25 protein-coding genes and 5 tRNA genes are annotated in these 23,923 nt (G+C 29.4%); 21 read left to right on the top strand and 9 right to left on the bottom strand.

From position 1 onward, the window contains the following. Window positions 1-22: 22 nt before the first annotated feature. The 4 genes from KJR01_RS07640 to KJR01_RS07625 are packed head-to-tail and all read right to left on the bottom strand — an operon-like array spanning window position 23 to window position 1,369. Window positions 23-589, bottom strand: a complete 567-nt coding sequence (locus KJR01_RS07640) for a hypothetical protein (protein WP_214118221.1) — start codon at window positions 587-589, stop codon at window positions 23-25. Then, complete coding sequence (locus tag KJR01_RS07635; protein WP_214118219.1) at window positions 570-881, bottom strand: hypothetical protein; 312 nt, start codon at window positions 879-881, stop codon at window positions 570-572. Before KJR01_RS07635 ends, KJR01_RS07640 begins: the two co-directional genes overlap by 20 nt. Next, window positions 871-1,194 (bottom strand): hypothetical protein, encoded by a 324-nt coding sequence (locus KJR01_RS07630; protein ID WP_214118217.1) that lies wholly within the window; start codon window positions 1,192-1,194, stop codon window positions 871-873. Before KJR01_RS07630 ends, KJR01_RS07635 begins: the two co-directional genes overlap by 11 nt. Before the next feature lie 13 nt (window positions 1,195-1,207). After that, complete coding sequence (locus KJR01_RS07625) at window positions 1,208-1,369, bottom strand: hypothetical protein (protein WP_214118215.1); 162 nt, start codon at window positions 1,367-1,369, stop codon at window positions 1,208-1,210. A 169-nt stretch (window positions 1,370-1,538) separates the two neighbouring features. On the opposite strand from KJR01_RS07625, the gene KJR01_RS07620 reads away from it, so the two are divergent. Further along, on the top strand, window positions 1,539-1,670 hold the full coding sequence (locus KJR01_RS07620) for an alpha-amylase (protein WP_214118213.1): 132 nt from the start codon (window positions 1,539-1,541) through the stop codon (window positions 1,668-1,670). Window positions 1,671-1,734: 64 nt separating this feature from the next. Here the strand turns inward: KJR01_RS07620 and KJR01_RS07615 are convergent, their stop codons facing one another. Genes KJR01_RS07615 through yaaA form a run of 3 tightly spaced genes read right to left on the bottom strand, consistent with a single transcriptional unit; the run spans window position 1,735 to window position 3,288 of the window. Beyond that, window positions 1,735-2,331, bottom strand: a complete 597-nt coding sequence (locus tag KJR01_RS07615) for an NAD(P)H-dependent oxidoreductase (RefSeq protein WP_214118211.1) — start codon at window positions 2,329-2,331, stop codon at window positions 1,735-1,737. Beyond that, a complete protein-coding gene (locus KJR01_RS07610) occupies window positions 2,328-2,552 on the bottom strand; it encodes a hypothetical protein (protein ID WP_214118209.1) in 225 nt (74 codons plus the stop codon). Before KJR01_RS07610 ends, KJR01_RS07615 begins: the two co-directional genes overlap by 4 nt. Window position 2,553: 1 nt before the next feature. Next, complete coding sequence (yaaA, locus tag KJR01_RS07605; protein WP_214118207.1) at window positions 2,554-3,288, bottom strand: peroxide stress protein YaaA; 735 nt, start codon at window positions 3,286-3,288, stop codon at window positions 2,554-2,556. Between the two features lie 87 nt (window positions 3,289-3,375). Between yaaA and KJR01_RS07600 the strand changes: the two genes are divergently transcribed. The 18 genes from KJR01_RS07600 to KJR01_RS07515 all read left to right on the top strand — a co-directional run bounded on the left by KJR01_RS07600 (window position 3,376) and on the right by KJR01_RS07515 (window position 20,834). Beyond that, window positions 3,376-3,451: transfer RNA gene (locus tag KJR01_RS07600), tRNA-Thr, on the top strand. A 56-nt stretch (window positions 3,452-3,507) separates the two neighbouring features. Further along, window positions 3,508-3,592 (top strand) — tRNA-Tyr (locus KJR01_RS07595). 8 nt (window positions 3,593-3,600) lie between these two features. Next, a tRNA-Gly gene (locus tag KJR01_RS07590) sits at window positions 3,601-3,677 on the top strand. Between the two features lie 108 nt (window positions 3,678-3,785). Next, a tRNA-Thr gene (locus KJR01_RS07585) sits at window positions 3,786-3,860 on the top strand. A gap of 62 nt (window positions 3,861-3,922) precedes the next feature. Then, window positions 3,923-5,122, top strand: a complete 1,200-nt coding sequence (tuf, locus tag KJR01_RS07580) for an elongation factor Tu (protein ID WP_214118205.1) — start codon at window positions 3,923-3,925, stop codon at window positions 5,120-5,122. Window positions 5,123-5,172: 50 nt separating this feature from the next. Further along, window positions 5,173-5,331 (top strand): 50S ribosomal protein L33, encoded by a 159-nt coding sequence (gene rpmG, locus KJR01_RS07575; RefSeq protein WP_214118203.1) that lies wholly within the window; start codon window positions 5,173-5,175, stop codon window positions 5,329-5,331. Between the two features lie 4 nt (window positions 5,332-5,335). After that, window positions 5,336-5,411, top strand: a tRNA-Trp gene (locus KJR01_RS07570). Between the two features lie 15 nt (window positions 5,412-5,426). Continuing rightward, window positions 5,427-5,606, top strand: coding sequence for a preprotein translocase subunit SecE (gene secE / locus KJR01_RS07565; protein ID WP_214118201.1), 180 nt, complete (start codon window positions 5,427-5,429; stop codon window positions 5,604-5,606). 9 nt (window positions 5,607-5,615) lie between these two features. Then, a complete protein-coding gene (nusG, locus tag KJR01_RS07560) occupies window positions 5,616-6,149 on the top strand; it encodes a transcription termination/antitermination protein NusG (RefSeq protein ID WP_214118200.1) in 534 nt (177 codons plus the stop codon). 17 nt (window positions 6,150-6,166) lie between these two features. Continuing rightward, complete coding sequence (rplK, locus tag KJR01_RS07555) at window positions 6,167-6,592, top strand: 50S ribosomal protein L11 (protein WP_214118198.1); 426 nt, start codon at window positions 6,167-6,169, stop codon at window positions 6,590-6,592. A gap of 56 nt (window positions 6,593-6,648) precedes the next feature. Further along, the gene (gene rplA, locus KJR01_RS07550) at window positions 6,649-7,350 is read left to right on the top strand and encodes a 50S ribosomal protein L1 (RefSeq protein WP_214118196.1); all 702 of its coding nucleotides are present in this window, start codon (window positions 6,649-6,651) and stop codon (window positions 7,348-7,350) included. A 186-nt stretch (window positions 7,351-7,536) separates the two neighbouring features. Continuing rightward, window positions 7,537-8,016 carry a 50S ribosomal protein L10 gene (rplJ, locus tag KJR01_RS07545; protein WP_214118194.1) on the top strand — a complete coding sequence of 160 codons (480 nt, stop codon included), beginning with the start codon at window positions 7,537-7,539 and terminating at the stop codon, window positions 8,014-8,016. Window positions 8,017-8,034: 18 nt separating this feature from the next. Then, window positions 8,035-8,409: a 50S ribosomal protein L7/L12 gene (gene rplL / locus KJR01_RS07540; RefSeq protein WP_214118192.1), complete on the top strand. Its 375-nt coding sequence runs from the start codon at window positions 8,035-8,037 to the stop codon at window positions 8,407-8,409. Between the two features lie 89 nt (window positions 8,410-8,498). Further along, window positions 8,499-12,629, top strand: coding sequence for a DNA-directed RNA polymerase subunit beta (rpoB, locus tag KJR01_RS07535; RefSeq protein WP_214118190.1), 4,131 nt, complete (start codon window positions 8,499-8,501; stop codon window positions 12,627-12,629). After that, window positions 12,619-17,157 carry a DNA-directed RNA polymerase subunit beta' gene (rpoC, locus tag KJR01_RS07530; RefSeq protein ID WP_442862233.1) on the top strand — a complete coding sequence of 1,513 codons (4,539 nt, stop codon included), beginning with the start codon at window positions 12,619-12,621 and terminating at the stop codon, window positions 17,155-17,157. The genes rpoB and rpoC overlap by 11 nt, the downstream gene beginning before the upstream one ends. Before the next feature lie 292 nt (window positions 17,158-17,449). Beyond that, window positions 17,450-18,817, top strand: coding sequence for a hypothetical protein (locus KJR01_RS07525; RefSeq protein ID WP_214118186.1), 1,368 nt, complete (start codon window positions 17,450-17,452; stop codon window positions 18,815-18,817). A gap of 51 nt (window positions 18,818-18,868) precedes the next feature. Further along, window positions 18,869-19,729, top strand: coding sequence for a hypothetical protein (locus tag KJR01_RS07520; protein WP_214118184.1), 861 nt, complete (start codon window positions 18,869-18,871; stop codon window positions 19,727-19,729). Between the two features lie 259 nt (window positions 19,730-19,988). Then, window positions 19,989-20,834, top strand: coding sequence for a hypothetical protein (locus tag KJR01_RS07515; RefSeq protein WP_214118182.1), 846 nt, complete (start codon window positions 19,989-19,991; stop codon window positions 20,832-20,834). 406 nt (window positions 20,835-21,240) lie between these two features. On the opposite strand, the gene KJR01_RS07510 is transcribed toward KJR01_RS07515, so the two are convergent. Beyond that, window positions 21,241-21,909 (bottom strand): cytochrome b/b6 domain-containing protein, encoded by a 669-nt coding sequence (locus tag KJR01_RS07510; RefSeq protein WP_214118180.1) that lies wholly within the window; start codon window positions 21,907-21,909, stop codon window positions 21,241-21,243. Next, on the bottom strand, window positions 21,899-22,840 hold the full coding sequence (locus KJR01_RS07505; RefSeq protein ID WP_214118178.1) for a 4Fe-4S dicluster domain-containing protein: 942 nt from the start codon (window positions 22,838-22,840) through the stop codon (window positions 21,899-21,901). The genes KJR01_RS07510 and KJR01_RS07505 overlap by 11 nt, the downstream gene beginning before the upstream one ends. Before the next feature lie 62 nt (window positions 22,841-22,902). Here KJR01_RS07505 and KJR01_RS07500 point away from each other — a divergent pair, with 62 nt between their 5' ends. Both KJR01_RS07500 and KJR01_RS07495 read left to right on the top strand, forming a co-directional pair. Beyond that, the gene (locus KJR01_RS07500) at window positions 22,903-23,298 is read left to right on the top strand and encodes a cyclic nucleotide-binding domain-containing protein (RefSeq protein ID WP_214118176.1); all 396 of its coding nucleotides are present in this window, start codon (window positions 22,903-22,905) and stop codon (window positions 23,296-23,298) included. A 21-nt stretch (window positions 23,299-23,319) separates the two neighbouring features. Continuing rightward, the gene (locus KJR01_RS07495; protein WP_214118174.1) at window positions 23,320-23,508 is read left to right on the top strand and encodes a helix-turn-helix domain-containing protein; all 189 of its coding nucleotides are present in this window, start codon (window positions 23,320-23,322) and stop codon (window positions 23,506-23,508) included. Window positions 23,509-23,923 lie beyond the last annotated feature (415 nt).

Here is a 23,923-nt window from a genome sequence, read left to right as displayed (position 1 = left end):
TAAAGGTTTGAGTAAAAATATTTTAATAACCAATTAGCTCTACATAAACTTGCTCTTTATCATCTGTGTAATAAGTTTTATATTTTATTGTAGTTTCGTTTTCTCCACCATTCACAACTATGCCTTTTATCTTGCCATTTGTTATTTTACTGCTTAATTCATTTGGCATAGTTGGATAAACAAATTTCAAATTAGCATTACAATATCTTGCTCTATCATCTTCGTTTTTTAGTGTTACAAAGCTAGAAAAATCCATCTTAACATTACTGCTTACATATTTTATTATTTGATTTAATAAATCAATTACGGGTTTATAAGCATTTGCTGCGTAGCTTTCGGCAAAATTACCATTATATGAATAATCATAATCTTTAAACTCTCGCACTTTAATTATCGTATTTTCTACTTCATCTTGAAATGCTTTAATAACGCCATATTTAAATATTACTTCAGGAGCATTTTTTCTTATAAGCTCTTCTAGGGCTTCAAGTGCTACTTCATCATTGCATTTTGGTGTATTATCAAAAAAAGAAAAATTAAAAGCACTTAAATATGTGCTTAAAAATAAACTAATTATTATTTTTTTCATTGTTACTCCTATTATCTTCAAATATTTTTGCAATAACTTGAGAGATGTTTTCATTATTTGGGTTATTGTCTAATATAAATAATTTTAAAAACTCAACGCCAAAATGCGATGGGAAAATAAAATAACAATCATTGTGAAAATTATCCTTAGGAAAATGATTTGTCCTTATCCCTATTGATAATTCACCCTTATTTGTCTGTGCTTCACCGACTACTACTTCAAAATATTTATCTTTATAAATTAGTTTGAAAGGATAGTTTTTACTATCAATAAAAGGCTTTTTAATTTGCATTTCTTGCCTTTACTAAGTCTATGATATTATTAACCTTTTCTAGGTTTTTATTTCTTAAAAATACACCTATGCTAAATAAATCTATAAACCAAAATGCACAAACTAATAAATAAAATATAAAAGTAATTTGTGGATCAAATCTAATTAAAAGCGTTGCAATATAACTTATTTGATAAATTATAAGAATTAATAATTTTATAATACCTATTTTAAAATGCCCTACCTTAAATCTTGAAACACCGAAAGATCCTAATACGAAATTGTGCAACCAAAAACATACACTAGGACTATCAAGCTCGTCTTTTTCAAGCATTTTAGCAACTTCTTTAAGCTCGGTTTCGCTTAAACTTTCTAGTTTTTTTTAATAATTCTTCATTACTCATAATTGGTTTTGAGTAATTTTGATTTGCTGTAAGAGCTTTTTTAAATCCACCTATTTTCTTAGGCAACTTATCTTGAATTTGAGAGAATAAAATCGTCGCATTCATTTTTAATCCTTTTAAAATAAAATAAAAACGAGATAATACCCCCCCCCATTCTTAATTTATGCTTAAATATATAACAAGTTTTAAATATATGAATTTTAAATTTATATTTTTTAAGTAAAAATTAAGAATGGGGGGGGGTATAATAAATTATTTTATGAAAGGAGATATTATGAATAACGCTAATGCAAACCATAAAGCAAATCAAGCTAATGCTAATAAAGGCACTTCAGGTCAAAACCCAGCTCACGCAAAAGTTCATGGAAATCGTGGTGCTCAATTAAATCCAAATAATAAAAAATAATTTTGGATTTACTAGCCTAAAAAGGCTAGTGTATAAAATGTAATTTATTTTGAAGATAGAATGCTTATATAAATTTTACTTTTTCGTTAAACGAAAATCTCATTTTTTTATGTTTTGGTTGTCCGTTTGCTCTATAGCCAAAAGTTAAAACCAAAGCACAAAACTCATCTTTTGGTAAAAATTCTTCATTAATCGGTGCTTCGTCATATCCTCCGATAATGCAAGAATCAACGCCTAAAGTATGAGCACAATTTACCATATTTGTAGCTGCTATATAGCATTGTAAAGCTCCATATTCGTGAGCGTTTCTAGTTTCTAAACGCTTTAGATAAGGCGAATATAATTCATAAACTTTATCAAAATCTTCTCTTCTTTTAAGTGCATTTTGAACTACGCTACCCTTTGGGTCAAAATTATTTTTTGCAGCTACAATTACAGCAAAAGCACAAGTTTCAAATTGTCTTTTAGAATTACAAAATTGTTTTAATTTTTCAATGTTTTCAGGATTTTGTAAAACATAAAAAGTCCAAGGCTCAAGCCCTAATGAGCTAGGGCTTAAAACTCCAGCTTCTAAAATAGTATTGATTTTTGCTTGAGAAACTTTTTCGTTATTAAATTCTTTACAAGCAAAACGAGTTTTTAATAAGTGCAAATAATTCATTCTTCGTCCTTTCTAGCTTTTTTTTGAGCTAATATATTTTCTTTATTATCTTCTATTAATAATCTATTTCTTTCTATTAGCTTCATTGCTTCGTTTAATTTATCATCAATTACTGATATTTTTTGTTTTAATAGATTTATTCTTGCGTTGAAATATTGCGTAATTAAAAATGCTATCAGTAAAAATACGATTAGTATAACTAGTAAATACAAGCTTCCCATTTTAATCCTTTATATCAATATAAAATATTGTTTTATTTTCTATATTTTCTATATTTATTACAGAAAAATTAGTATAAATCATATTAGATAATTCTTTAATATTAGTAATATTATTTTGTGCTAATAGCCTTAAAACCCTGCCACGATAGACTTTTGAACTATGAGATAATTGCTTATTATTTTTCATAAAAATAAAAGTTGCGTGTGGAATTTGAATTTGATAATAGTCTTTATAAATATCGGCTCTAAGGTCAATTGCAAATTCTTTTATTATTTCATTTAGATTATTTGTTGTATCTTTTAAATATTCTTTAGCTTGGTTGATTTTGTTTAATTTCACCCCTTGTTTGAGTTTATAAAATGGTATCTCATCATTTGCAAGAATAGGTCCAAAAAGGTTGGAAAATATAATTACATTATCATCAATATATGTTTTTTCTTCATTACTTAAACTATTGTAATCTAATTCTTTATAGCTAACTCCTTGATATAAAATTATTGCTTTATATAATTTATTAGAGAAATTATTTAATATATTTTGGGTATTTTTAACACCAAAAATTAATTCTAAATTATCAAAATGATTTATATATTCCTTTATATATGATTTTCTAAATTGAGATTTTATTGAGAGATTGTCTAAATTTAAATTAGTAAAAAATATCTTTAATTCATCTATATTACAAGCATTTAAGCTATTTATTTTTTCTTCACTTGGTGAAAACAAAATTTTCATATTGCTCCTTTTTTTAAAAAAATTATAACTTACTCTTGACAAATGAAAAATTTTTACATATAATGCCGTCTTTCATTTTTGATTTATGCTGGTTTAGCTCAGTTGGTAGAGCAGCTGCCTTGTAAGCAGCAGGTCGGGGGTTCAAGTCCCTTAACCAGCTCCATTTTATTTTTAGCAGTGTTTGACCAGAACAAAAAAGGCTTTATTTTTATAAATAAAGGTGAGTTACTCAAGTGGCCAACGAGGGCAGACTGTAAATCTGCTGGCTTTGCCTTCCGTGGTTCGAATCCACGACTCACCACCATTATAGATGCGGGAATAGCTCAGTTGGCTAGAGCATCAGCCTTCCAAGCTGAGGGTCGCGAGTTCGAGTCTCGTTTCCCGCTCCAACTTTTTTGCAAGAACTGGGAGCTGTAATTTTTATCGCTTCGCAAGTTTTTCCAAAAATAGTTTAAGTTTTAGTGTATTTGTTGTCTAAAGTTATAATTTTTCTGAGCGCTCGTATGGCTCAGAGGTAGAGCACTCCCTTGGTAAGGGAGAGGTCGTGGGTTCAAGTCCCACTATGAGCTCCATTTATTCAAAAAGGTAATAATTTTAGACTAGTAATTAATTTTATTAATACGGAGGAAGTATTATGGCAAAGGAAAAATTCTCACGTAATAAACCACACGTGAATATCGGAACAATTGGTCACGTTGACCACGGTAAAACTACTTTAACTGCTGCTATTTCAGCTGTTTTATCAAGAAAAGGTCTTGCAGAGCTTAAAGATTATGATAATATTGATAATGCTCCAGAAGAAAAAGAAAGAGGTATTACAATTGCTACTTCTCATATTGAGTATGAGACTGAAAATCGTCACTATGCTCACGTAGACTGCCCAGGCCACGCAGACTATGTTAAAAACATGATTACAGGTGCTGCACAAATGGATGGCGCTATTCTTGTTGTTTCAGCAGCAGACGGCCCAATGCCACAAACTAGAGAACACATTCTACTATCACGCCAAGTTGGTGTTCCATATATCGTAGTATTTATGAACAAAGCCGATATGGTTGATGATGCTGAATTATTAGAACTAGTTGAAATGGAAATTAGAGAATTATTAAGTTCATATGATTTCCCAGGCGATGACACTCCAATCGTATCTGGTTCAGCTTTACAAGCTTTAGAAGAAGCAAAAGCTGGTAAAGATGGCGAATGGTCAGCTAAAATTTTAGAGTTAATGGCTCAAGTAGATAGCTATATCCCAACTCCAGTTCGTGATACTGACAAAGATTTCTTAATGCCAATTGAAGACGTATTCTCAATTTCAGGTCGTGGTACAGTTGTAACAGGACGTATTGAAAAAGGTATCGTTAAAGTTGGAGATACTATTGAAATCGTTGGTATTAGAGATACTCAAACAACAACAGTTACTGGTGTTGAAATGTTTAGAAAAGAAATGGAGCAAGGTGAAGCTGGTGATAACGTAGGTGTATTACTACGCGGAACAAAAAAAGAGGATGTTATTCGTGGTATGGTTCTTGCTAAACCAAAAACTATTACTCCACATACAGACTTTGAAGCTGAAGTTTATATCTTAACTAAAGAAGAAGGTGGTAGACATACTCCATTCTTTAATAACTATAGACCACAGTTCTATGTAAGAACAACTGACGTTACAGGTTCTATTCAGTTAGCAGAAGGCACAGAAATGGTTATGCCTGGTGATAACGTAAGAATTACTGTATCATTAATTCAACCAGTTGCACTTGAAGAAGGTACTCGTTTTGCTATCCGTGAAGGTGGTAGAACAGTTGGTTCAGGTGTTGTATCAAAAATTATTAAGTAATTTAAATGAGTAGGTTTTACGACCTACTCTAAAAACTAAAAGGAAATGTTATGAGAATTAAAATTGGTTTAAAATGCGAAGAAACAGGCGATATTAATTATAGTACGTTTAAAAATTCAAAGAATACTACTGAAAAGTTAGAACTTAAAAAGTATTGCCCAAGATTAAGAAAACATACAGTTCATAAAGAAGTTAAGTTAAAAAGCTAATTTTAGGGCAATAGCTCCAACGGTAGAGCGCCGGATTCCAAATCCGATGGTTGGGGGTTCGAATCCCTCTTGCCCTGCCAATTAAAGGTTTTAAAATGGAAAAATTAATAAATTATTTTAAGTTATCAAAAGCTGAGTTAGCAAAAGTATTTTTTCCAACTAAAGGACAAGTAAAAAATGCTTTTATTACGGTAGTTGTTGTAGTTACCGTTATTTCTTTATTTTTAGCTTTTGTTGATTTTATTATGTCTTTTTCATTAAAGAGTATTTTATAAGGGCGCGAGATGAATTTTAAATGGTATGCAATTCAGACTTACGCAGGTAGCGAAATGGCTGTAAAAAGAGCTATTGAGAAATTATGTTATGAAAATGGAATTTCTGATAGATTAAAAGAAGTTTTAGTTCCTACAGAAGATGTTATTGAAACAGGTAAGAATGGAAAACAGAAAATTACAGCAAAATGTTTATATTCTAGCTATGTTTTTGCAAACATTGATTTAGATATAGAGTTATGGCATAAAATTCAAAAATTGCCTAAAGTTGGAAGATTTATTGGAGAATCTAAAAAACCTACTCCTTTAAGTGAGAAGGATGTTAATTTGATTTTAGAAAAAGCTAATAATAAAAAAGCTCCAAGACCTAAAATTTTCTTTGAAAATGGAGAAAGTGTTAGGATTACTGAAGGCTCGTTTGCGAATTTTACAGGTATTGTAGAAGAATACGATATGGTTAGGGGTACTTTAAAACTTAATGTTTCAATTTTTGGAAGAAGTACGCCAGTTGAAATACTATATTCACAAGTAGAAAAAATTATTTAATAAATTAAGGAGTCATTATGGCTAAAAAAGTTGTTGGGGAAATTAAATTACAAATAGCTGCAACAAAGGCAAATCCATCACCACCAGTAGGACCTGCTTTAGGACAACAAGGTGTTAATATTATGGAATTTTGTAAGGCTTTCAATGAGCGTACAAAAGATATGGCGGGATATAATATTCCAGTAGTTATAACAGTATATGCTGATAAAAGTTTTACATTTATAACAAAACAACCACCTGCTACAGATTTAATTAAAAAAGCTGCAGGTATTTCAAAAGGAACTGATAATCCTTTAAAAAATAAAGTAGGTAAGCTAACTAAAGCTCAAATACTTGAAATTGTTGATAGAAAAATTGCTGACTTAAACACAAAAGATCGTGAGCAAGCTGCTAAGATTATTGCAGGTTCTGCTAGATCAATGGGTGTTGAAGTAGTAGATTAATAAGAACCTAACCGCCGGGTTAAGGCGGAAGCACTTTAAAAAATGCGGAGAAAAATATGGCAAAAAAAGCAAAAAGAATTCAAGAATTATTAAAAAAAGTTGATTTAACAAAAGAATATTCACTAAATGATGGTATTAAAGTTATTAAAACTTTATCATCAGCTAAATTTGATGAAACTGTTGAAATAGCAATGAAATTAAATGTTGATCCAAGACATGCTGATCAAATGGTAAGAGGTTCAGTAGTATTACCAGAAGGAACTGGCAAAAAGGTTCGTGTAGCTGTAATTGCAAAAGATATTAAAGCTGATGAAGCAAAAGCAGCAGGAGCTGATATTGTTGGTGATGATGATTTAGTAGAAGAAATTCAAAAAGGTAATATTAATTTTGATGTATTAATAGCAACTCCAAATTTAATGGGGCTAGTTGGTAAAGTTGGCCGTATTTTAGGACCTAAAGGTTTAATGCCAAATCCTAAAACAGGAACAGTTACTATGGATGTAGCTCAAGCTGTTAAAAATGCTAAATCAGGACAAGTTAATTTCCGTGTAGATAAACAAGGAAATATTCATGCTGGTTTAGGTAAAGTTAGTTTTTCTGAAGAAAAATTATTAAATAACGTTAGTGCTTTTGTAAAAGCAATTAATAAACATAAACCTGCAACTGCAAAAGGTAGATATATTAAGAGTGCAACTCTATCTTTAACAATGAGTCCAGGTTTAAAACTTGAAACTCAAGAATTATTAGATTTAAAATAATTTTTTCTATGAATAGCTATTTTTTAAACTTTTTATGTTAAAAATATAGCTATTCTTTTTCAAATTTTTATTTGAGTTTTTTTTGCGTAAAGAATTTAAATAAAAATTTGATTTGTGACAGCCGAGGTTTATTACTTAATTGACTTTTGTCTCTCTGCTTAAATCATAAATCGGAAAGGAGAAACGATGACAAGAAACCAAAAAGAAGAACTAATAGCTAGACTTTCTGATGAATTTACAACGAACAATGCTGTTGTTGTTTGTAATTATAAAGGTATTATTACTAAGCAATTAGAAGTATTACGTGATTCTGCAAGAGTTGCTAATGTTAAAGTAGAAGTTATTAAAAATACTTTAGCTAGTATTGCTTTAGAAAAATCAGGCAAAAATGGTTTAACACTTAAAGATACAAATATTTATCTTTGGGGAGAAGACGCGTTAGCAGTTACAAAAGTAGCAGCTAAATTTGCTGAAAAAAATAATGCGTTTGAAGTTAAGTTTGGTCACATAGATGGTGAAGTTGCAGATGCTAATAAAATTACTGCATTATCTAAAATGCCATCTCGTGAAGAGTTACTTGCTATGTTATTGCAAGTTTGGAATGCGCCGATTCAAAATTTCACAATCGGTTTAAATGCACTTAAAGAAAAAAAAGAACAAGAATAATTTTATAAAGGATAAAAAATGGCAATTACAAAACAAGATGTATTAGAATATATCTCAAATCTAAGTGTTTTAGAACTATCTGAATTAGTTAAAGAATTTGAAGAAAAATTTGGTGTTAGTGCAGCTCCTGTAATGGTTGCTGGTGCTGTAGGTGGTGCTGCAGCTGCTGCTGAAGAAGAAAAAACAGAATTTAACGTTGTGTTAGTAGATTCAGGTGCTAACAAAATTAATGTTATTAAAGTAGTACGTGCATTAACAGGATTAGGCTTAAAAGAAGCTAAAGATGCTGTTGAAGGTACTCCATCAACATTAAAAGAAGGTGTTAGCAAAGCAGATGCTGAAGAAGCTAAAAAACAACTTGAAGAAGCTGGCGCTAAGGTTGAACTTAAATAATTTATTTAGCCCTATTTTTAGGGCTATTTTTGTATTGTGTTGTTTTTACAACAAAACTATTCTTTCAAAACTTACCAAGAGGTACATATATGTTAAATAGCTTACATTCAGGAAACAGATTAAGGGTGGATTTTTCAAACGTTCCACAGCAAATTGAGATTCCAAATCTATTACAATTACAGCAAAAAAGCTTTGATTATTTTTTAAATATTGGTAATGAAGACAGGGAAAGTGGTATAGAAAAAGTTTTTAAATCTTTTTTTCCTGTTAGTGATTCTCAAAATAGATTAAGTTTAGATTACGTATCTTGTGAATTTGTAAAGCCTAAATACACAGTAAGAGAGTGTATGGAAAGAGGTCTTACGTATGCAGCTAACTTGCGTGCAAAAATTCGCTTGACGTTATATGATAGAGATGAAAAAACTGGTGAAAAAATTGGAATTAAAGATATAAAAGAACAAGATATTACTATTCGTGATATACCTTTAATGACAGATAGAGTTTCTTTCGTTATCAATGGGGTTGAAAGAGTAGTTGTAAATCAGCTTCATAGAAGTCCAGGTGTTATTTTTAAAGAAAGCGAAGAAGGTAATAAATTACTTTATTCTAGCCAAATTATACCTGATAGAGGAGCTTGGATTTATTTTGAATTTGATTCAAAAAATATTTTATATGCAAGAATTAATAAAAGAAGAAAATTCCAAGCAACACTTTTACTAAGAGTATTAGGATATAGCAAAGAAGATATTATTCAATTATTTTATCCAATTCAAACAATAACACTAAAAAAACATAAATTCTATACAAAATTTGATATTAATGCTATAGGCGATAGAGTTGAATTTGATTTAATTAATGAAAAAGGTGAAGTTGTTCACGAAGCAGGTAAGAAATTAACTAAAAGAAAAATTAAAGAACTTGAAGAATCAGGTTTAAAATTAATAGAATATCCTGTTGATATTTTAGCTAATCGTCAATTAGCAGAGCCTGTATATGATAAAAATACTGGGGAATTATTATTTGATACTCTTACAATGCTTGATGAAGATAAGCTAATTGCTTTAGTTCATAATGGTAGTGATTTTAAAATAGCTAATGATGTTGGTTCAGGAATTGATGATTCAATGTTAAAAACTCTTCAAAATGATTTAGATATGTTTAAATCATTTAAGCGTTCAGAAAATTATGAAAATGAAGAAGAATTTGCAATAGCTAAAATATTTAGAGTATTAAGACCAGGTGATCCTGTTGTTTTAGAAGCAGCAAAAACTTATATTTTAGATATGTTATTTAACCCTGAAAGATACGATATAACAAGAGTTGGTCGTATGAAAATGAACCACAAATTAGGACTTGATGTTCCTGAATATGTAACCGTTTTAACTAGAGAAGATATAGTAAAAACTATTCAATATCTTTACAGAATTAAATCAGGTCGTGGATATTTAGATGATAGAGACCATTTAGGAAATAGAAGAATTAGAGCTATTGGTGAGTTATTAACTAATGAATTACACATAGGTTTTGCAAAAATTCAAAAAGGTATTAAAGATAAATTAAGCTCAATTACTACTCCTATTGAAGAATTAATGCCAAGTGATTTAGTGAATTCAAAAATGATTACTTCTACACTACTTGATTTCTTTACGGGTGGTCAATTATCACAATTTATGGATCAAACAAATCCACTTAGTGAAGTTACACATAAAAGAAGATTATCAGCTTTAGGTGAGGGTGGTTTAGTAAAAGAAAGAGCAAGTTTTGAAGCTCGTGATGTTCACACAACTCATTATGGAAGAATTTGTCCTGTTGAAACTCCAGAAGGTCAAAATATTGGTCTTATTAACTCACTTTCAACTTATGCAAAAGTTAATGATTTAGGTTTTGTTGAAGCTCCTTATAGAAAAGTTGTAGATGGTAAAATAAGCGATGAAATCGTGTATTTAACAGCTACTCAAGAAGAAGGAATTTGTATTGCACCAGCTTCTACGAAAGTAGATGAAAATGGAAATATTGTTGATGATTTAATTGAAGCTAGAATAGATGGAGAAACGATACTAGCAAAACGCGAAGATGTAGGACTTATTGACCTTACTTCAGGGGCTATCGTTGGGCTTGCAGCTTCGTTAATTCCTTTCCTAGAACACAATGACGCAAACCGTGCACTAATGGGTTCAAACATGCAGCGTCAAGCAGTTCCATTGCTTACTGCTACTGCTCCAATAGTTGGAACAGGTATGGAAAGAGTAGTAGCAAGAGATGCGTGGGAAGCAATCAAAGCTAAGCGTTCAGGTAAAGTAGAAAAAGTTGATAGCAATAATATATTTATATTAGGCGAAGATGATAATGGTTTATATATAGACCATTACAAACTAGAAAAGAACTTAAGAACAAACCAAAATACAACATTTTCTCAAAAACCAATTGTAAGAAAAGGCGATATAGTAAAAGTAGGACAAGTAATTGCAGATGGCCCTTCTATGGATCAAGGAGAGCTTGCTATTGGTAAAAATGCTTTAATTGCATTTATGCCTTGGAATGGTTACAACTACGAAGATGCTATTGTAATGAGCGAAAAAATGATTCGTGAAGACGCATTTACTAGTGTTCATGTTTATGAAAAAGACATAGAAGCTCGTGAATTAAAAGATGGCGTTGAAGAAATTACTCGTGATATTCCGAATGTAAAAGATGAAGATATAGCACATTTAGATGAAAGCGGTATTGTAAGAATCGGAACGCATGTAAAACCTGGTATGATTTTAGTAGGTAAAGTTTCTCCTAAAGGTGAAGTAAAACCAACTCCTGAAGAGAGATTATTAAGAGCGATTTTCGGAGAAAAAGCAGGTCATGTAGTTAATAAATCTTTATACGCAGGTGCTAGTGTTGAAGGCGTTGTAATTGATGTAAAAGTATTTACAAAAAAAGGTCATGAAAAAGATGCTCGTGCAAAAGCAGCTCAAGATGCTGAACGCTTAGTATTAGAAAAAGACTATCATGATAGATTATTAATGATGGATAGAGAAGAAAATCTAAAGATTGCTAAATTATTAAAAGAAACTCCTTTAGAAAAAGCTGAAACTATAGGTGGAACATCTTATAAAAAAGGTGAAATCGTAAAAGAAGATGATTTATCTAATTTAAATCGTTTTGCTATTGGAAGTATTATTAAAGCTTATCCTAAAGATGTGCAAGCTTATTATGAGAATTTAAAAAATCATTTCCAAAATGAGAAAAAAGCTTTAAAACAAGAGCATGATGAAAAATTAGAAATATTAGAAAAAGATGATATTTTACAAAATGGTATAGTAAAACTTGTGAAAGTTTATATAGCAACTAAGCGTAAGTTAAAAGTTGGGGATAAAATGGCAGGTCGTCACGGAAATAAAGGTATAGTTTCTTGCATAGTTCCTGAAGTTGATATGCCTTATTTACCTGATGGAAGACCTGTTGATATTGTTTTAAATCCACTAGGTGTTCCAAGCCGTATGAATATAGGTCAAATTCTAGAAAGCCATTTAGGTTTAGTAGGACTTAGACTAGGAGAACAAATTCAAGAAATATTTGATGCAAAAAGAGCTGATTTTATTAAAGAATTACGCCAAAAAATGATTGATATTTGCGATATTTCAAGATTAATGGATGCTAAAGTATATCTAAAAGATATGAGTGATGATGAGTTTATTCGCCACGCAAGAGATTGGAGTAAGGGCGTTAAATTTGGAGCTCCTGTATTTGAAGGTGTAACTGCAGAAGAATTTAAAAAGCTATTTGAAATGGCTAGAATAGATATGGATGGCAAAAGTGAGCTATACGATGGTCGCACAGGCGAAAAGATGAAAGAGCGTGTAAATGTGGGCGTTATGTATATGCTTAAACTTCACCACTTAGTAGATGAGAAAGTTCACGCAAGAAGTACAGGTCCATATAGTCTTGTTACACAACAACCTGTTGGCGGTAAAGCATTATTCGGAGGTCAAAGATTTGGAGAGATGGAGGTTTGGGCATTAGAAGCTTATGGTGCAGCACATACCTTAAGAGAAATGCTAACTATTAAATCTGATGATATTGATGGAAGATTTGCAGCGTATAAAGCACTTGCAAAAGGAGAAAATGTAACTTCAGCAGGAATTCCTGAGACATTTTTTGTTCTTACAAACGAGCTAAAATCTTTAGCTTTAGATGTTGAGATTTATAAAGAGGATAATGATGATGAATAAGAAATATAAAAAAATCCAACTTAACGAAGAAGAAAAACCAAGTCAATTTGATGCCATAGGGTTTAAAATAGCTAGCCCTGAGGCTATTCGTTCATGGTCATTTGGTGAAGTAAAAAAACCAGAAACTATAAACTATCGCACACTTAAGCCTGAAAGAGATGGCTTATTTTGTGCTAAGATTTTTGGGCCAATTAGAGATTATGAGTGCCTTTGCGGAAAATATAAAAAAATGCGTTTTAAAGGCGTTAAATGTGAAAAATGTGGAGTTGAAGTAACTACAAGTAAAGTTCGCCGCACTAGAATGGGTCATATTGAATTAGTTACTCCAGTGGCTCATACTTGGTATTCAAATGCAATACCTGCAAGAATTTCAACACTTTTAGATATTTCTACAAAAGATTTAAGCCGTGTTTTATACTATGAAGCATATATTGTAGAAGCTGTTGGAGATGCGCATACTGCAACTTATGATGATAATAAAAAAGTTACAAAATATAGCGTAATCAGCGAAGAACAATTCCAAGCTTTAAATGAAAGATATGAAGATACTGGCTTTAAAGCTAGAATGGGTGGAGAAGTAATTCATGATTTATTAGCTGAACTTGATTTAGTAGATATGGTAAGAGAATTAAAAGAAGCTTGCGAACTAGCTCCAAAATCAAAAAAACCTGCAATTATTAAAAAATTAAAAATTGTAGAAAGCTTTTTAGCAAGTTCTCAAAGTGGAGAAGGAAATCGCCCTGAATGGATGATGATTACATGCTTACCTGTTTTACCACCTGATTTACGCCCATTAGTGTCTTTAGATGGTGGAAAATTTGCTGTTTCTGATGTGAATGATTTATATCGCCGTGTAATTAACAGAAACTCTCGTTTAAAAAGATTAATTGAACTTGATGCACCTGAAATTATTATTAGAAACGAAAAAAGAATGCTTCAAGAAGCTGTTGATTCATTGTTTGATAACGCTAGAAAACAAACAGGAGCAGCTAAAGGTGCGAATAAAAGAACTCTAAAATCACTTACTGAAATCATCAAAGGTAAGCAAGGACGCTTTAGACAAAACCTACTTGGAAAGCGTGTTGACTTTTCAGGTCGTAGCGTAATTGTTGTTGGCCCAAAACTTAGAATGGATCAATGTGGCTTACCTAAACAAATGGCTTTAGAATTATTTAAACCACATTTATTAGCTAAACTTGAAGAAAAAGGTTATGCAACTACGGTTAAACAAGCTCATAAAATGATAGGCGAAAAGACTAACGAAGTATGGGAATGTTTAGAAGAAGTAGTAAAAGATCATCCTGTAATGCTAAACCGTGCACCAACTCTACACAAGCTTTCAATTCAAGCTTTCCATCCGGTGCTAGTTGAAGGTAAAGCTATTCAGTTACACCCTTTAGTTTGTGCTGCATTTAACGCTGACTTTGACGGCGACCAAATGGCTGTGCATGTTCCACTTAGCCAAGAAGCAATAGCAGAATGTAAGATATTAATGCTAAGCTCAATGAATATTTTATTACCTGCAAGTGGTAAAGCTATAACAGTTCCATCACAAGATATGGTTTTAGGTATTTATTATCTATCGCTTGAAAAAACAGATGCAAAAGGTGCTAATAAGATTTGCACCGGTGTTGATGAAGTATTAATGGCTATGCAAACAGGCTCACTTGATATTCACGCTACAATTAAATCAGTTGTAAATGGTAAGAGTATTAAAACTACTGCGGGTCGTTTAATTATCAAATCAATTTTACCTGATTTTGTTCCTGAAGAATTATGGAATAAGGTTTTAAAGAAAAAGGATATCGGAGCATTAGTTGATTATGTTTATAAAAATGGTGGCTTAGAAATTAGTGCAAGTTTCCTTGATAATCTTAAGAATTTAGGTTTTGAATACGCTACAAAAGCTGGTATTTCAATTTCTATTGCTGATATTATTGTTCCTGATGAAAAGAGTGATAATATAGAAAATGCAAAAGCAAAAGTAAGAGAAATCCAAAACTCATTTAACCAAGGTCTAATCACTGCTAGTGAGCGTTACAATAAAATTATTGATATTTGGAAAAATACTAATAATGAATTATCAAAAAATATGATTAATCTAATGAAAAACGATAAAGCAGGATTTAACTCAATTTATATGATGGCTGATTCAGGTGCTAGGGGTTCAACGGCTCAAATTTCACAGCTAGCAGCTATGCGTGGTCTTATGGCTAAACCTGATGGTTCTATTATTGAAACACCAATTACTTCAAACTTTAGAGAAGGGCTAAATGTTCTTGAATACTTTATCTCAACTCACGGAGCTAGAAAAGGTCTTGCCGATACTGCGTTAAAGACTGCAAGTGCAGGACACTTAACAAGAAAGCTAATTGATGTTGCTCAAAATGTGAAAATTACTATGAATGATTGTGGAACTCACGAAGGTATAGAAGTTAGTGAAATTACTGCTGATGGTGTTGTAGTTGAAAACTTACACGATAGAATTATAGGTAGGGTTTTAGCTGATGATGTTATTGATCCAATTAGCAATGAAGTATTATTTAATGAAGGCACATTAATTGATGAAGTAAAAGCAAAAAGTATTGTTCAAAGCAATATCAAATCAGTTACAATTAGAACTCCAATTACTTGTAAAGCTAAAAAAGGAATTTGTGCTAAGTGCTACGGAATTAGCCTTGCTGAAAGTAAGTTAGTTAAAACTGGTGAAGCTGTTGGTATTATTTCAGCTCAATCAATCGGTGAGCCAGGAACTCAGCTAACACTTAGAACTTTCCACAGCGGGGGAACTGCTACAACTGATATGCAAGATAGACAAGTAGAAGTTAAAAAAGAAGGTTTCATAAGATTTTATAATGTTCAAACTTATAAAAATAATGAAGGCAAACAAATTATCGCAAATCGTAGAAATGCAAATATCCTTTTAGTTGAGCCTAAGATTAAAGCTCCATTTGATGGAAGTATTTCATATATTAATGCGCACGATGATATAACTATAGTTGTAAAATCAGGTAAAAAAGAGCAAAAATATATTTTAAGAAAACACGATGTTGCAAAAATCAACGAATTAGCTGGTGTTAGCGGAAACTTATTAGGAAAGCTTTATTTACCTTATAAAGAAGGTGATAAAGTTGTTGAAAATGAAAGTATAGTTGAAGTTATTAAAGAAGACTATAACATTCCAAGACGTATTCCTTACGCATCAGAATTATTAATAGAAGATGGAGCACCAGTAGCTCAAGATATTAGAGCAAATGCGGTTGGTAAATTAAACTATTACATTCAAAAAAGCGATGGTTTAGAAAAAATTGAGCTTAAAAAAGGTCATATAGTTAATGAAAAAGGTTTATTTGTAATTATTTCAGATGGAAATGATAGAGAAGCTATTCGCCATTATGTTCCAAGAAAATCTAAAATAGAATTTGGAAGTAATGAAATAATTAAAAACGCTAATGATTTGATAGTTACAGATGCAAGTAATGAAAGCCATATAATAGCTCAATGGGACCCATATAATAACCCTATAATAGCTGAGAGTGATGGTGTTGTAAGCTTTGTAGATATTGAACCAGGCTTTAGTGTTGAAGAGCAAACTGATGAATTAACAGGAAATAGCTCTTTAGTAGTTAATGAATATTTACCTGCTAGTATGAAACCTGCTATTGTGATTACAAAAGATGATGGAAGCACAATCAGATATCAACTAGAATCAAAAACCGTTATTTATGTAAATAATAATGAAAAGGTAAAAGTAGCTCAAATTCTGGCTAAAACTCCAAAGGCAGCAACTAAGTCTAAGGATATTACGGGTGGTCTTCCAAGAGTTACTGAATTATTTGAAGTAAGAAAGGTTAAAAACCCTGCTACATTAGCTGAGATTGATGGAATTGTAAGACTAGGTCAAGCTAGCCGTATGCGTCAAGTTATTACTATAGAAGGTGCTGATGGCAATTTAGTTGAGCATACAATTGACCGCCATAGCCAAATCCAAGTAAGAGATGGTGAGATGGTTCATGCAGGTGAGCGTTTAACTGATGGAACAATTACAAGTAATGATATTTTAAGAATATTAGGCGAGAAAGCATTACACCATTATTTAATTAGCGAAATTCAGCAAGTTTATAGCGGACAAGGCGTTGCAATTAGTGATAAACATATAGAAATTATTATTTCACAAATGTTAAGACAAGTAACCATTATAGATAGTGGAGATACTAAGTTTATAGTAGGCGATGTAGTAAGTAAGCGTAGATTTGCTGAAGAAAACGAAGCTGTTATGAAATTTGGTGGAAGTCCAGCTATTGCAGAACCACGCTTAACGGGTGTTACTCGTGCGTCAGTTAGCAGTGATAGTATTATCTCGGCTGCTTCGTTCCAAGAAACTACTAAAGTATTAACTGAAGCTAGTGTAACTGGTAAAGTAGATTATTTAGAAGACTTAAAAGAAAACGTTGTTTTAGGTAGAATGATACCTGTTGGAACGGGACTTTATTCAAGAGCAAAATTACAAATTCATAAAAACGACTAATTATAAGGGGATATAATCCCCTTATTTATTATTAATATCACAATACATTTTCTAATTACAATATTTAAATAAATATGAATATTTTAAATAGCTATAATTTTTAACTACATTTTTTAGCTTTCAAATCTTGTTTTTAAATTCTTTAAAATTAGTAGAATTTAAATAAATGCTTTAGATATTTTTATTGATATTTTTCATATTATATATTCTATTTAAAGGTATTTAAAAAATACAATGATTTTAAAATATAAAAATAGTATTATTTTAAAATATTATAAAAAGTGGGGTAAAAATGGCTTTTGAAAATGTAGTAATCACAAAAGAACTTGATGAAAAATATAAATTATCTAAAATCTTTAACATTTACAATAGAAGGTATAACACTATTCCAGAAAGAAAAAAGTTTTTATTTGATAGTGATAAAGAGTGTTTTTTGCTTGAATGCTATCATTATGAAGACCCAGAGTTTGATCATGCTTATCTTAGCAAGGCTGTGTATATTATGTGGTATCAAAATACCTTTATAGAGCTTGTGATAGATTATAATTTGCACGAGATGATTGGAAACGAGATGTATGATTATATCTATGAGATTTTAGATATAAAAGTGCTTGATTCTACTATTAAAGATAACAAAGAAGGCTTTAATGTAATAGGGTATGATTATATATGTAGAGTTTTAGACATTAAAGATAAATCACCGCTTAGCAAAGATGAAATCTTTAGCGTAGTAAAAGATGCTTTGTTAGCTTGTAAAGGCTATGGAAGAAAAGTATATGTTTTAGATGAGATAACTAAACAAAAGTTAGAGCAAACAAAACTATCATTAGATGAGGCAAACGAGATTTTGGATATTGCTGATGATACAGGGTATTTTGATTATATAGCAAAGCATTTAGATTTAAGATATCTTGGAGTTTTTAATAAATACACCGTTTTTTGCGAAGGGGTAAATGATATAAAAGATACAAGAAGTATTGATAAAACTATCGCTTTAAAGTTTTTGGATATTGATACAAATACAAGCTTGAAAAACGCTTTTATAAGGGTTTTTGATATAGACGAGCAAAGCTTGTTAAAAACCTTAAAAAGCGATATGTTTAAGTGTGTTGATATTTATAATATATTTAGCTCTCGCTTAAACAAAGAATTACATGATACAAAAGAATACAAAGCTTATGTGGAATTTGAAATTATGTATAAGACTCTTTTAAAGCGTTTTGCACGAGAGACATCAGGTGCGGTGCGTGTGATAGTAAGTGATAATCCTAGTCATAGTTTTGTTCATGCTACTTGTAAAGAGATTATGAAAAATGAAAATATAACTATGATAAATGATATACCAAAGAAGTTTTATCATGATTGTGCATGGTATTATGAGGATTTGCTTGATGCTTTTAGACGCGAGAAGGAATTTTTCAAAGAACATGTAAAAGAAACAGAACTACTTCTAAAACAATTGTCAATATATAAAAAATACGGCGTGCGTGGTTTTAATATTTTTAGATTTTTTTATAAATACTATGATAAAGCTTTTAGATTTTTTAACAAATACTACAATCCTTTTATGAAAGTTGTTATATTTGGTTTGCAGTTAGCTTGTGTTTATTTTGTTATTAGATTAGTTATTGTTTTGCTTAAGATTTTTGATTTGATTTAGTGTAATAAAGAATGTATTATTACTAAATTAACTTTATTTTAAAGGTAGGATATGAATGAGTTTTTAATATATCTAACATATTTTTTAGATAATTTACATGGTTTAGCTAGTGGGATTATTAGTATTTTAATTCCTATAGATTATGTGCCATTTTTTATTACCTATCCTACGCTTTTTGCCCTTACATTTTTTATAGGAATGAACCTTTATCCTAGATTTATAATAGCTTTATATATTTTATTTTTTTATTTGGTTATAAGAGTTGGGCTTATTGATAGAGATATCGGTGGGGGATTTGTAGTTTTACAACTATTACTACCAATTGTATTTTCACTATTAATTTGGTGGTTTTATAAGTTAATAATGAAACAAAATCAAAAATTTATTAAAGTTATCTTTTATTTTTTCTCATTTTTAATGATTGCTTTTCACGGAATATTATTAATAAGTCATTTTAATTTACAGCAAATTCCAAGACACGAAGTAACAGAACTTAAAAAACCAAATACCTTATTATTAAGCACAATTGAAAAGCAAAACTATACGATAGATGGAAAATTTTTTAAAAGCGTAAAATTGATAGTTGATAAAGAAGTGCAATTATATGAAAATTATAAAAAATATGAAAAACGCTTTGAAGAAGAAGCTTCAAAATTACCAACTAGACTTAGTAAAGATAAGCTAATAAATTATGATATTTATGGTTATTTTGTGCCTTGTAACTATGCAAAATCATATATGTCTTTTAGAGAGCTAAAAATCCCAGAGCATCCTGATTTTGATAGAATTTATGATTCTTTTGCTAGGTTATTTATTGATAACTATTATCTTAGTTTAGACAATTATATAAGTGATTGCTCTAATGATGTTTATCAAAATTATTTAAATAAATTAAAAGGAGAATTAAAATGAGTTGTAGTTTAGAATACACATTTTTATTTTTAATATAATTATTTGAATTAATTTTTCATAATTAAATATATTAAACAAAATATTTTTATATTAATTATGTAAAAAAATATCAATAAATATTCTTATTTTTAAATGAAGTAAAAAAGCAAATATTAATAAGATACAACTAGCTAAATATAACTAAAAGAATTTAAATTAGTGATAAAATCACAAGTATTATCTGATATAAAATAAAACATTTTGTTACAAGGAAATTAAAGTGGAAATTATCAATAAAAAGTGTGATATTTGTTCTTGTAAAATCTCAAAATTAACTTATAAAAAAGATTTAGGATTTATTAGTCTAAAATGTCCTAATTGTAATGCCTTGTATAGATCAAAAGACAAAATGTCTTTTGTTATGATAGATGCTGCTTTAGTGGATATTTCTCGTTGGGTTTGTGCATTGCTTTCTATTGTGCCTATTGCTTTATTGGATAAATTTATTAATAGCAGAATTATTCAAGTAGCAATATGGTTTTTAACTTTTTTGATTATTGCAAGTATTTTTTCATTCATTCATGATTATTTAGAATTGTTTATATTTTCAAAATTTGTTTTATTTGATAATAGTGAAACAATTGAAATTAAAAAATCTAGGTTAAGCAAATTAAAAGACTTTATGATTAATCTTAGCAAAAATATAAATATATTTTATAAAAAGTGCGATATTTGTTCTTGTAAAATCTCAAAATTAACTTATAAAAAAGATTTAGGATTTGTTAGTCTAAAATGCCCTAATTGTAATGCTTTTTATATTTTAAAAAGCAAGATTAATGGCTTTTCTTTTAGCAATGCTTTGAGTGTTATTTTTGGTTTTATTAGTGCTATTATTACAATAATTTTTGCCACTTCAAATAAGAATTTAGCTAATGAAAATTTTGTATTTTTTATCTTTATATTATTTGCGATTTTTTTAACATCTATCGCTATTTTTTCTGCTATTGAGCGTTATTTGAATATATTTATATTTTCTAAGTTTTTCTTGGTTGAAGATTTGAGTAAAATCAAAGCTAAAAGTAAAACAATAATAGACTATATTTTAAGCAAATTTAAATTCTTATAAATCATCACAAGCTTTAATTTATCAATGTTTGTTTAAAGTTTTCTTTTAAAGATTTAATAACAGCAATAACTACGAAATAATACAATAGACAAACTTTTTTATACCTGTTATCTAACTGAAAATATTTAATTTAATCTTAAAATATTAGTAGTTCTTAAAACTATATTTTGGTATTACAAAATAAATATAATATTTTTATTTGATTGTATGATTTATGCTTTTTTTAGTAAAGTTAGTAATAATTTTTGGCTTTGTTTAATACTTGCAAATTTGCTTAAAATTGTCCTTTGTTTTTACTAATTTTTCTTATTTTTATATTATGAAAATTTATTTTCTTATATATATTTCATCGGTATCAATTTCAACTAAACAAATAATCAAATTTATAATTTAGTTCCAGTAAAGCTCATAACATATTTAAGACCTTTTTAGCGGCTTTTACACCTTCATGCCATAATTTATGTCTTTTTAATACATATTTAGCATCAATTTTTCCACCAAACATAGCACCTAAAAGTGCTCTATTAGTCTTAAAAACAAAAGCAAATAAATGTATAAATATCCAAAAAATTATTAAAAACATTCCAATATTATGTAGTAATGCTATTAAAAATATAGAGTTTTCACTAATTGAAATTCCTGCTAAATTTTTATAAGTTTTAATAAGCCCTGTAATAATTAAAACAGCCATAATAATTACAAGTCCTAAATACGCAAGGCGTTGTTCTGGTAGGTATTTTTCGCAAGGTTCTTCTTCTTTGTTAAAAATTATTGCATAGATTAATTTTATGCTTTTTTTAATATCACCTTTTTTTGGAAGTATTGAAAAATCTTTGCGTAAAATATAATATGTAATATGCAAAAATACAAAAAATATCAAGCTAATACTAAAAATATAATGAACCATCAAACTAATATAATAATCCACACTCCAAGACATTAAAGGTAGTTTATAAATCATATATCTTTTTGCGACAGGCATTTGTAAAATACCACTAAAAATCAACGCAAAAACACTAATCATTATTTCTAAATGAGTTATTTGATTAAATATACTTTGTCTTTTAATTTTCATTTTTTTTCCTTAGTAAAACACCTGCTAAAACACCTGCAATCGGGCTTAATAAAACACTTTTAATAATTTTGTCATTACTGGTTATTTTGTTATTTATATCTACTTTCATATGTGCTATTCCTTGGGTGTTGTTTGCGTGTTTTTTGCTTATTGCTTCTTGAATTTTTTCAAACGAAATCGGTGATACATAAAAAGTCGCAGTTCCGCCGTTTTGTTTATCTCCGTAAATATATGTGCCATCATCTTTGGCTAAATCTTTATATTCTTGTGCCTTTTTTAGGGCTAGTAATTTTATTTTTTCCTTATTTGCATATATCATTGCGTTTTTAGGACAAGCACTCACACAAGCAGGAATGCTAATATCAGCACATAAATCGCATTTATACATAACCCCACCACCTGCTAATTTAGGTGCTATGTTAAGATAAACTCCAACTCCTGCTTGTCGTTGTGGTATGTGCCAAGGGCAAACATCTTTACATTTTGCTCCACCAAAACAAACATTAGGATTAATCTTAACCGCTGAATTATCTTTGCTAATTGTTCCAAAAGGACATATTTTAAGGCAAGTTGGGTCATCACAATGCATACAATGTCTTGGGATATTTATATTTTTATTATCTATGTTTAATTTTTCAACATAGATGAAATTATAAGGATTTAGCCTATTAATCTCATCTTTTTTGTCTTGATAATCTTCGTAAAATTTTTGTGGATAATAATTTGGTATTTCGCTAATTGGTTTAGGAAAAACATCTTTATTTTTTAATTTACAAGCACTTACGCATAAAGGTGTTGCTAAATTAGCACAGCCATCGCAAAGGCTTAAATCAATTAGTTTTGCCATTGTTTCTTGATTAGTATTCGCAAAAACCTTGCTTACACTAGCAATTCCTGCGATTTTTAAAAAATTCCTTCTATTTAAACTCATAATATTCCTTTTTTTGATAAAGTATAAGAGTTTTTAAAAATTATGTATGTGATAAAGTTACAATGAAAAAGATTGAAGATTTTTTAAATTCTATATTTACAAATAATGAGCTAATTAAAAAATGTTTAGAAAAAGGTCTTTCTAAGATTTATAAAAAAGGTGATGATTTATGGGATTGTCAAGGGCTTATATTTATAATTGATGGAAGTATTAAGATATTTATTGATAATGGCATTAGAAAGATTGATATTTTTAATTTATCAAATGATGAATATTGCTTATTATTAGCTTCTTGCGTGCTAAATAATATTAGTTTTGATGTTAATATTGAGTTTGTAAAAAACACTAATGTTTGGGTAATTCCTAGCAAAGATTTAGAAGAATTAAGCGAAAAATATTTAGAATTTAAACAGCTAAAATTAGACATTATTTCTAAAAGACTTAGCGAAATTATGTAATTTTTAGAAGATTTTGCTTTTATGCCGCTTTCAAATCGTGTTTTAAAATATATAAAAGATAATGCAAATAATAATGAATTAAAAATCACTCACGAAGAATTAGCAAGAGTAGTAGGTAGCTCAAGGGAAAGTATTTCAAGGGTTTTAAAAGAGTTGAAAAATGATAATAAAATCTTGTTAAAACGAGGTGCTATTATTGTTTGTACTTAAAGAATTTAAAACAGGAGTTTAAAATAAATCTTAGATATTGCTAGATTTAAAATTTAAATTTCAAATTCAAATTCTTTAAAATTAAATTATTTTTCTAATTGCAATACTCAAAAATAAAGCTATTTAAAACAACTTGAAATAGGATTTTGGTTTTTTATAATTATTTATATTATAAACTTTACCTATAAATCCTAATAACCATAAACTCCACCAAACCCTTAACTCCCAACTATTTTCAACAATCAATTACCACTAGTCCATTTCAAATAACTCAAAAACTTTTTCACAAATTTTCATTTTTTTCAATTTTTTTAAAAAATATTTTTATATTTAAGAATACTTTAAGTTTTGCTGTATATAATTCAGGCTTTCGTTTGCATAACTTCAGTTATCAAACTTGTTATTTTAAATAGTT

Source organism: Campylobacter sp. 2018MI10 (assembly GCF_018501175.1).
GTDB lineage: Bacteria > Campylobacterota > Campylobacteria > Campylobacterales > Campylobacteraceae > Campylobacter_E.
This window is presented reverse-complemented; position numbering and strand designations above follow the sequence as displayed.

Bases quoted from the DNA above. Each gene is read 5' to 3' on its own strand.
- KJR01_RS07640 (WP_214118221.1), bottom strand. From the start codon at position 589: ATGAAAAAAATAATAATTAGTTTATTTTTAAGCACATATTTAAGTGCT.
- KJR01_RS07635 (WP_214118219.1), bottom strand. From the start codon at position 881: ATGCAAATTAAAAAGCCTTTTATTGATAGTAAAAACTATCCTTTCAAA.
- KJR01_RS07630 (WP_214118217.1), bottom strand. From the start codon at position 1,194: ATGCTTGAAAAAGACGAGCTTGATAGTCCTAGTGTATGTTTTTGGTTG.
- KJR01_RS07625 (WP_214118215.1), bottom strand. From the start codon at position 1,369: ATGAATGCGACGATTTTATTCTCTCAAATTCAAGATAAGTTGCCTAAG.
- KJR01_RS07620 (WP_214118213.1), top strand. From the start codon at position 1,539: ATGAATAACGCTAATGCAAACCATAAAGCAAATCAAGCTAATGCTAAT.
- KJR01_RS07615 (WP_214118211.1), bottom strand. From the start codon at position 2,331: ATGAATTATTTGCACTTATTAAAAACTCGTTTTGCTTGTAAAGAATTT.
- KJR01_RS07610 (WP_214118209.1), bottom strand. From the start codon at position 2,552: ATGGGAAGCTTGTATTTACTAGTTATACTAATCGTATTTTTACTGATA.
- yaaA (WP_214118207.1), bottom strand. From the start codon at position 3,288: ATGAAAATTTTGTTTTCACCAAGTGAAGAAAAAATAAATAGCTTAAAT.
- tuf (WP_214118205.1), top strand. From the start codon at position 3,923: ATGGCAAAGGAAAAATTCTCACGTAATAAACCACACGTGAATATCGGA.
- rpmG (WP_214118203.1), top strand. From the start codon at position 5,173: ATGAGAATTAAAATTGGTTTAAAATGCGAAGAAACAGGCGATATTAAT.
- secE (WP_214118201.1), top strand. From the start codon at position 5,427: ATGGAAAAATTAATAAATTATTTTAAGTTATCAAAAGCTGAGTTAGCA.
- nusG (WP_214118200.1), top strand. From the start codon at position 5,616: ATGAATTTTAAATGGTATGCAATTCAGACTTACGCAGGTAGCGAAATG.
- rplK (WP_214118198.1), top strand. From the start codon at position 6,167: ATGGCTAAAAAAGTTGTTGGGGAAATTAAATTACAAATAGCTGCAACA.
- rplA (WP_214118196.1), top strand. From the start codon at position 6,649: ATGGCAAAAAAAGCAAAAAGAATTCAAGAATTATTAAAAAAAGTTGAT.
- rplJ (WP_214118194.1), top strand. From the start codon at position 7,537: ATGACAAGAAACCAAAAAGAAGAACTAATAGCTAGACTTTCTGATGAA.
- rplL (WP_214118192.1), top strand. From the start codon at position 8,035: ATGGCAATTACAAAACAAGATGTATTAGAATATATCTCAAATCTAAGT.
- rpoB (WP_214118190.1), top strand. From the start codon at position 8,499: ATGTTAAATAGCTTACATTCAGGAAACAGATTAAGGGTGGATTTTTCA.
- rpoC (WP_442862233.1), top strand. From the start codon at position 12,619: ATGATGAATAAGAAATATAAAAAAATCCAACTTAACGAAGAAGAAAAA.
- KJR01_RS07525 (WP_214118186.1), top strand. From the start codon at position 17,450: ATGGCTTTTGAAAATGTAGTAATCACAAAAGAACTTGATGAAAAATAT.
- KJR01_RS07520 (WP_214118184.1), top strand. From the start codon at position 18,869: ATGAATGAGTTTTTAATATATCTAACATATTTTTTAGATAATTTACAT.
- KJR01_RS07510 (WP_214118180.1), bottom strand. From the start codon at position 21,909: ATGAAAATTAAAAGACAAAGTATATTTAATCAAATAACTCATTTAGAA.
- KJR01_RS07505 (WP_214118178.1), bottom strand. From the start codon at position 22,840: ATGAGTTTAAATAGAAGGAATTTTTTAAAAATCGCAGGAATTGCTAGT.
- KJR01_RS07500 (WP_214118176.1), top strand. From the start codon at position 22,903: ATGAAAAAGATTGAAGATTTTTTAAATTCTATATTTACAAATAATGAG.
- KJR01_RS07495 (WP_214118174.1), top strand. From the start codon at position 23,320: ATGCCGCTTTCAAATCGTGTTTTAAAATATATAAAAGATAATGCAAAT.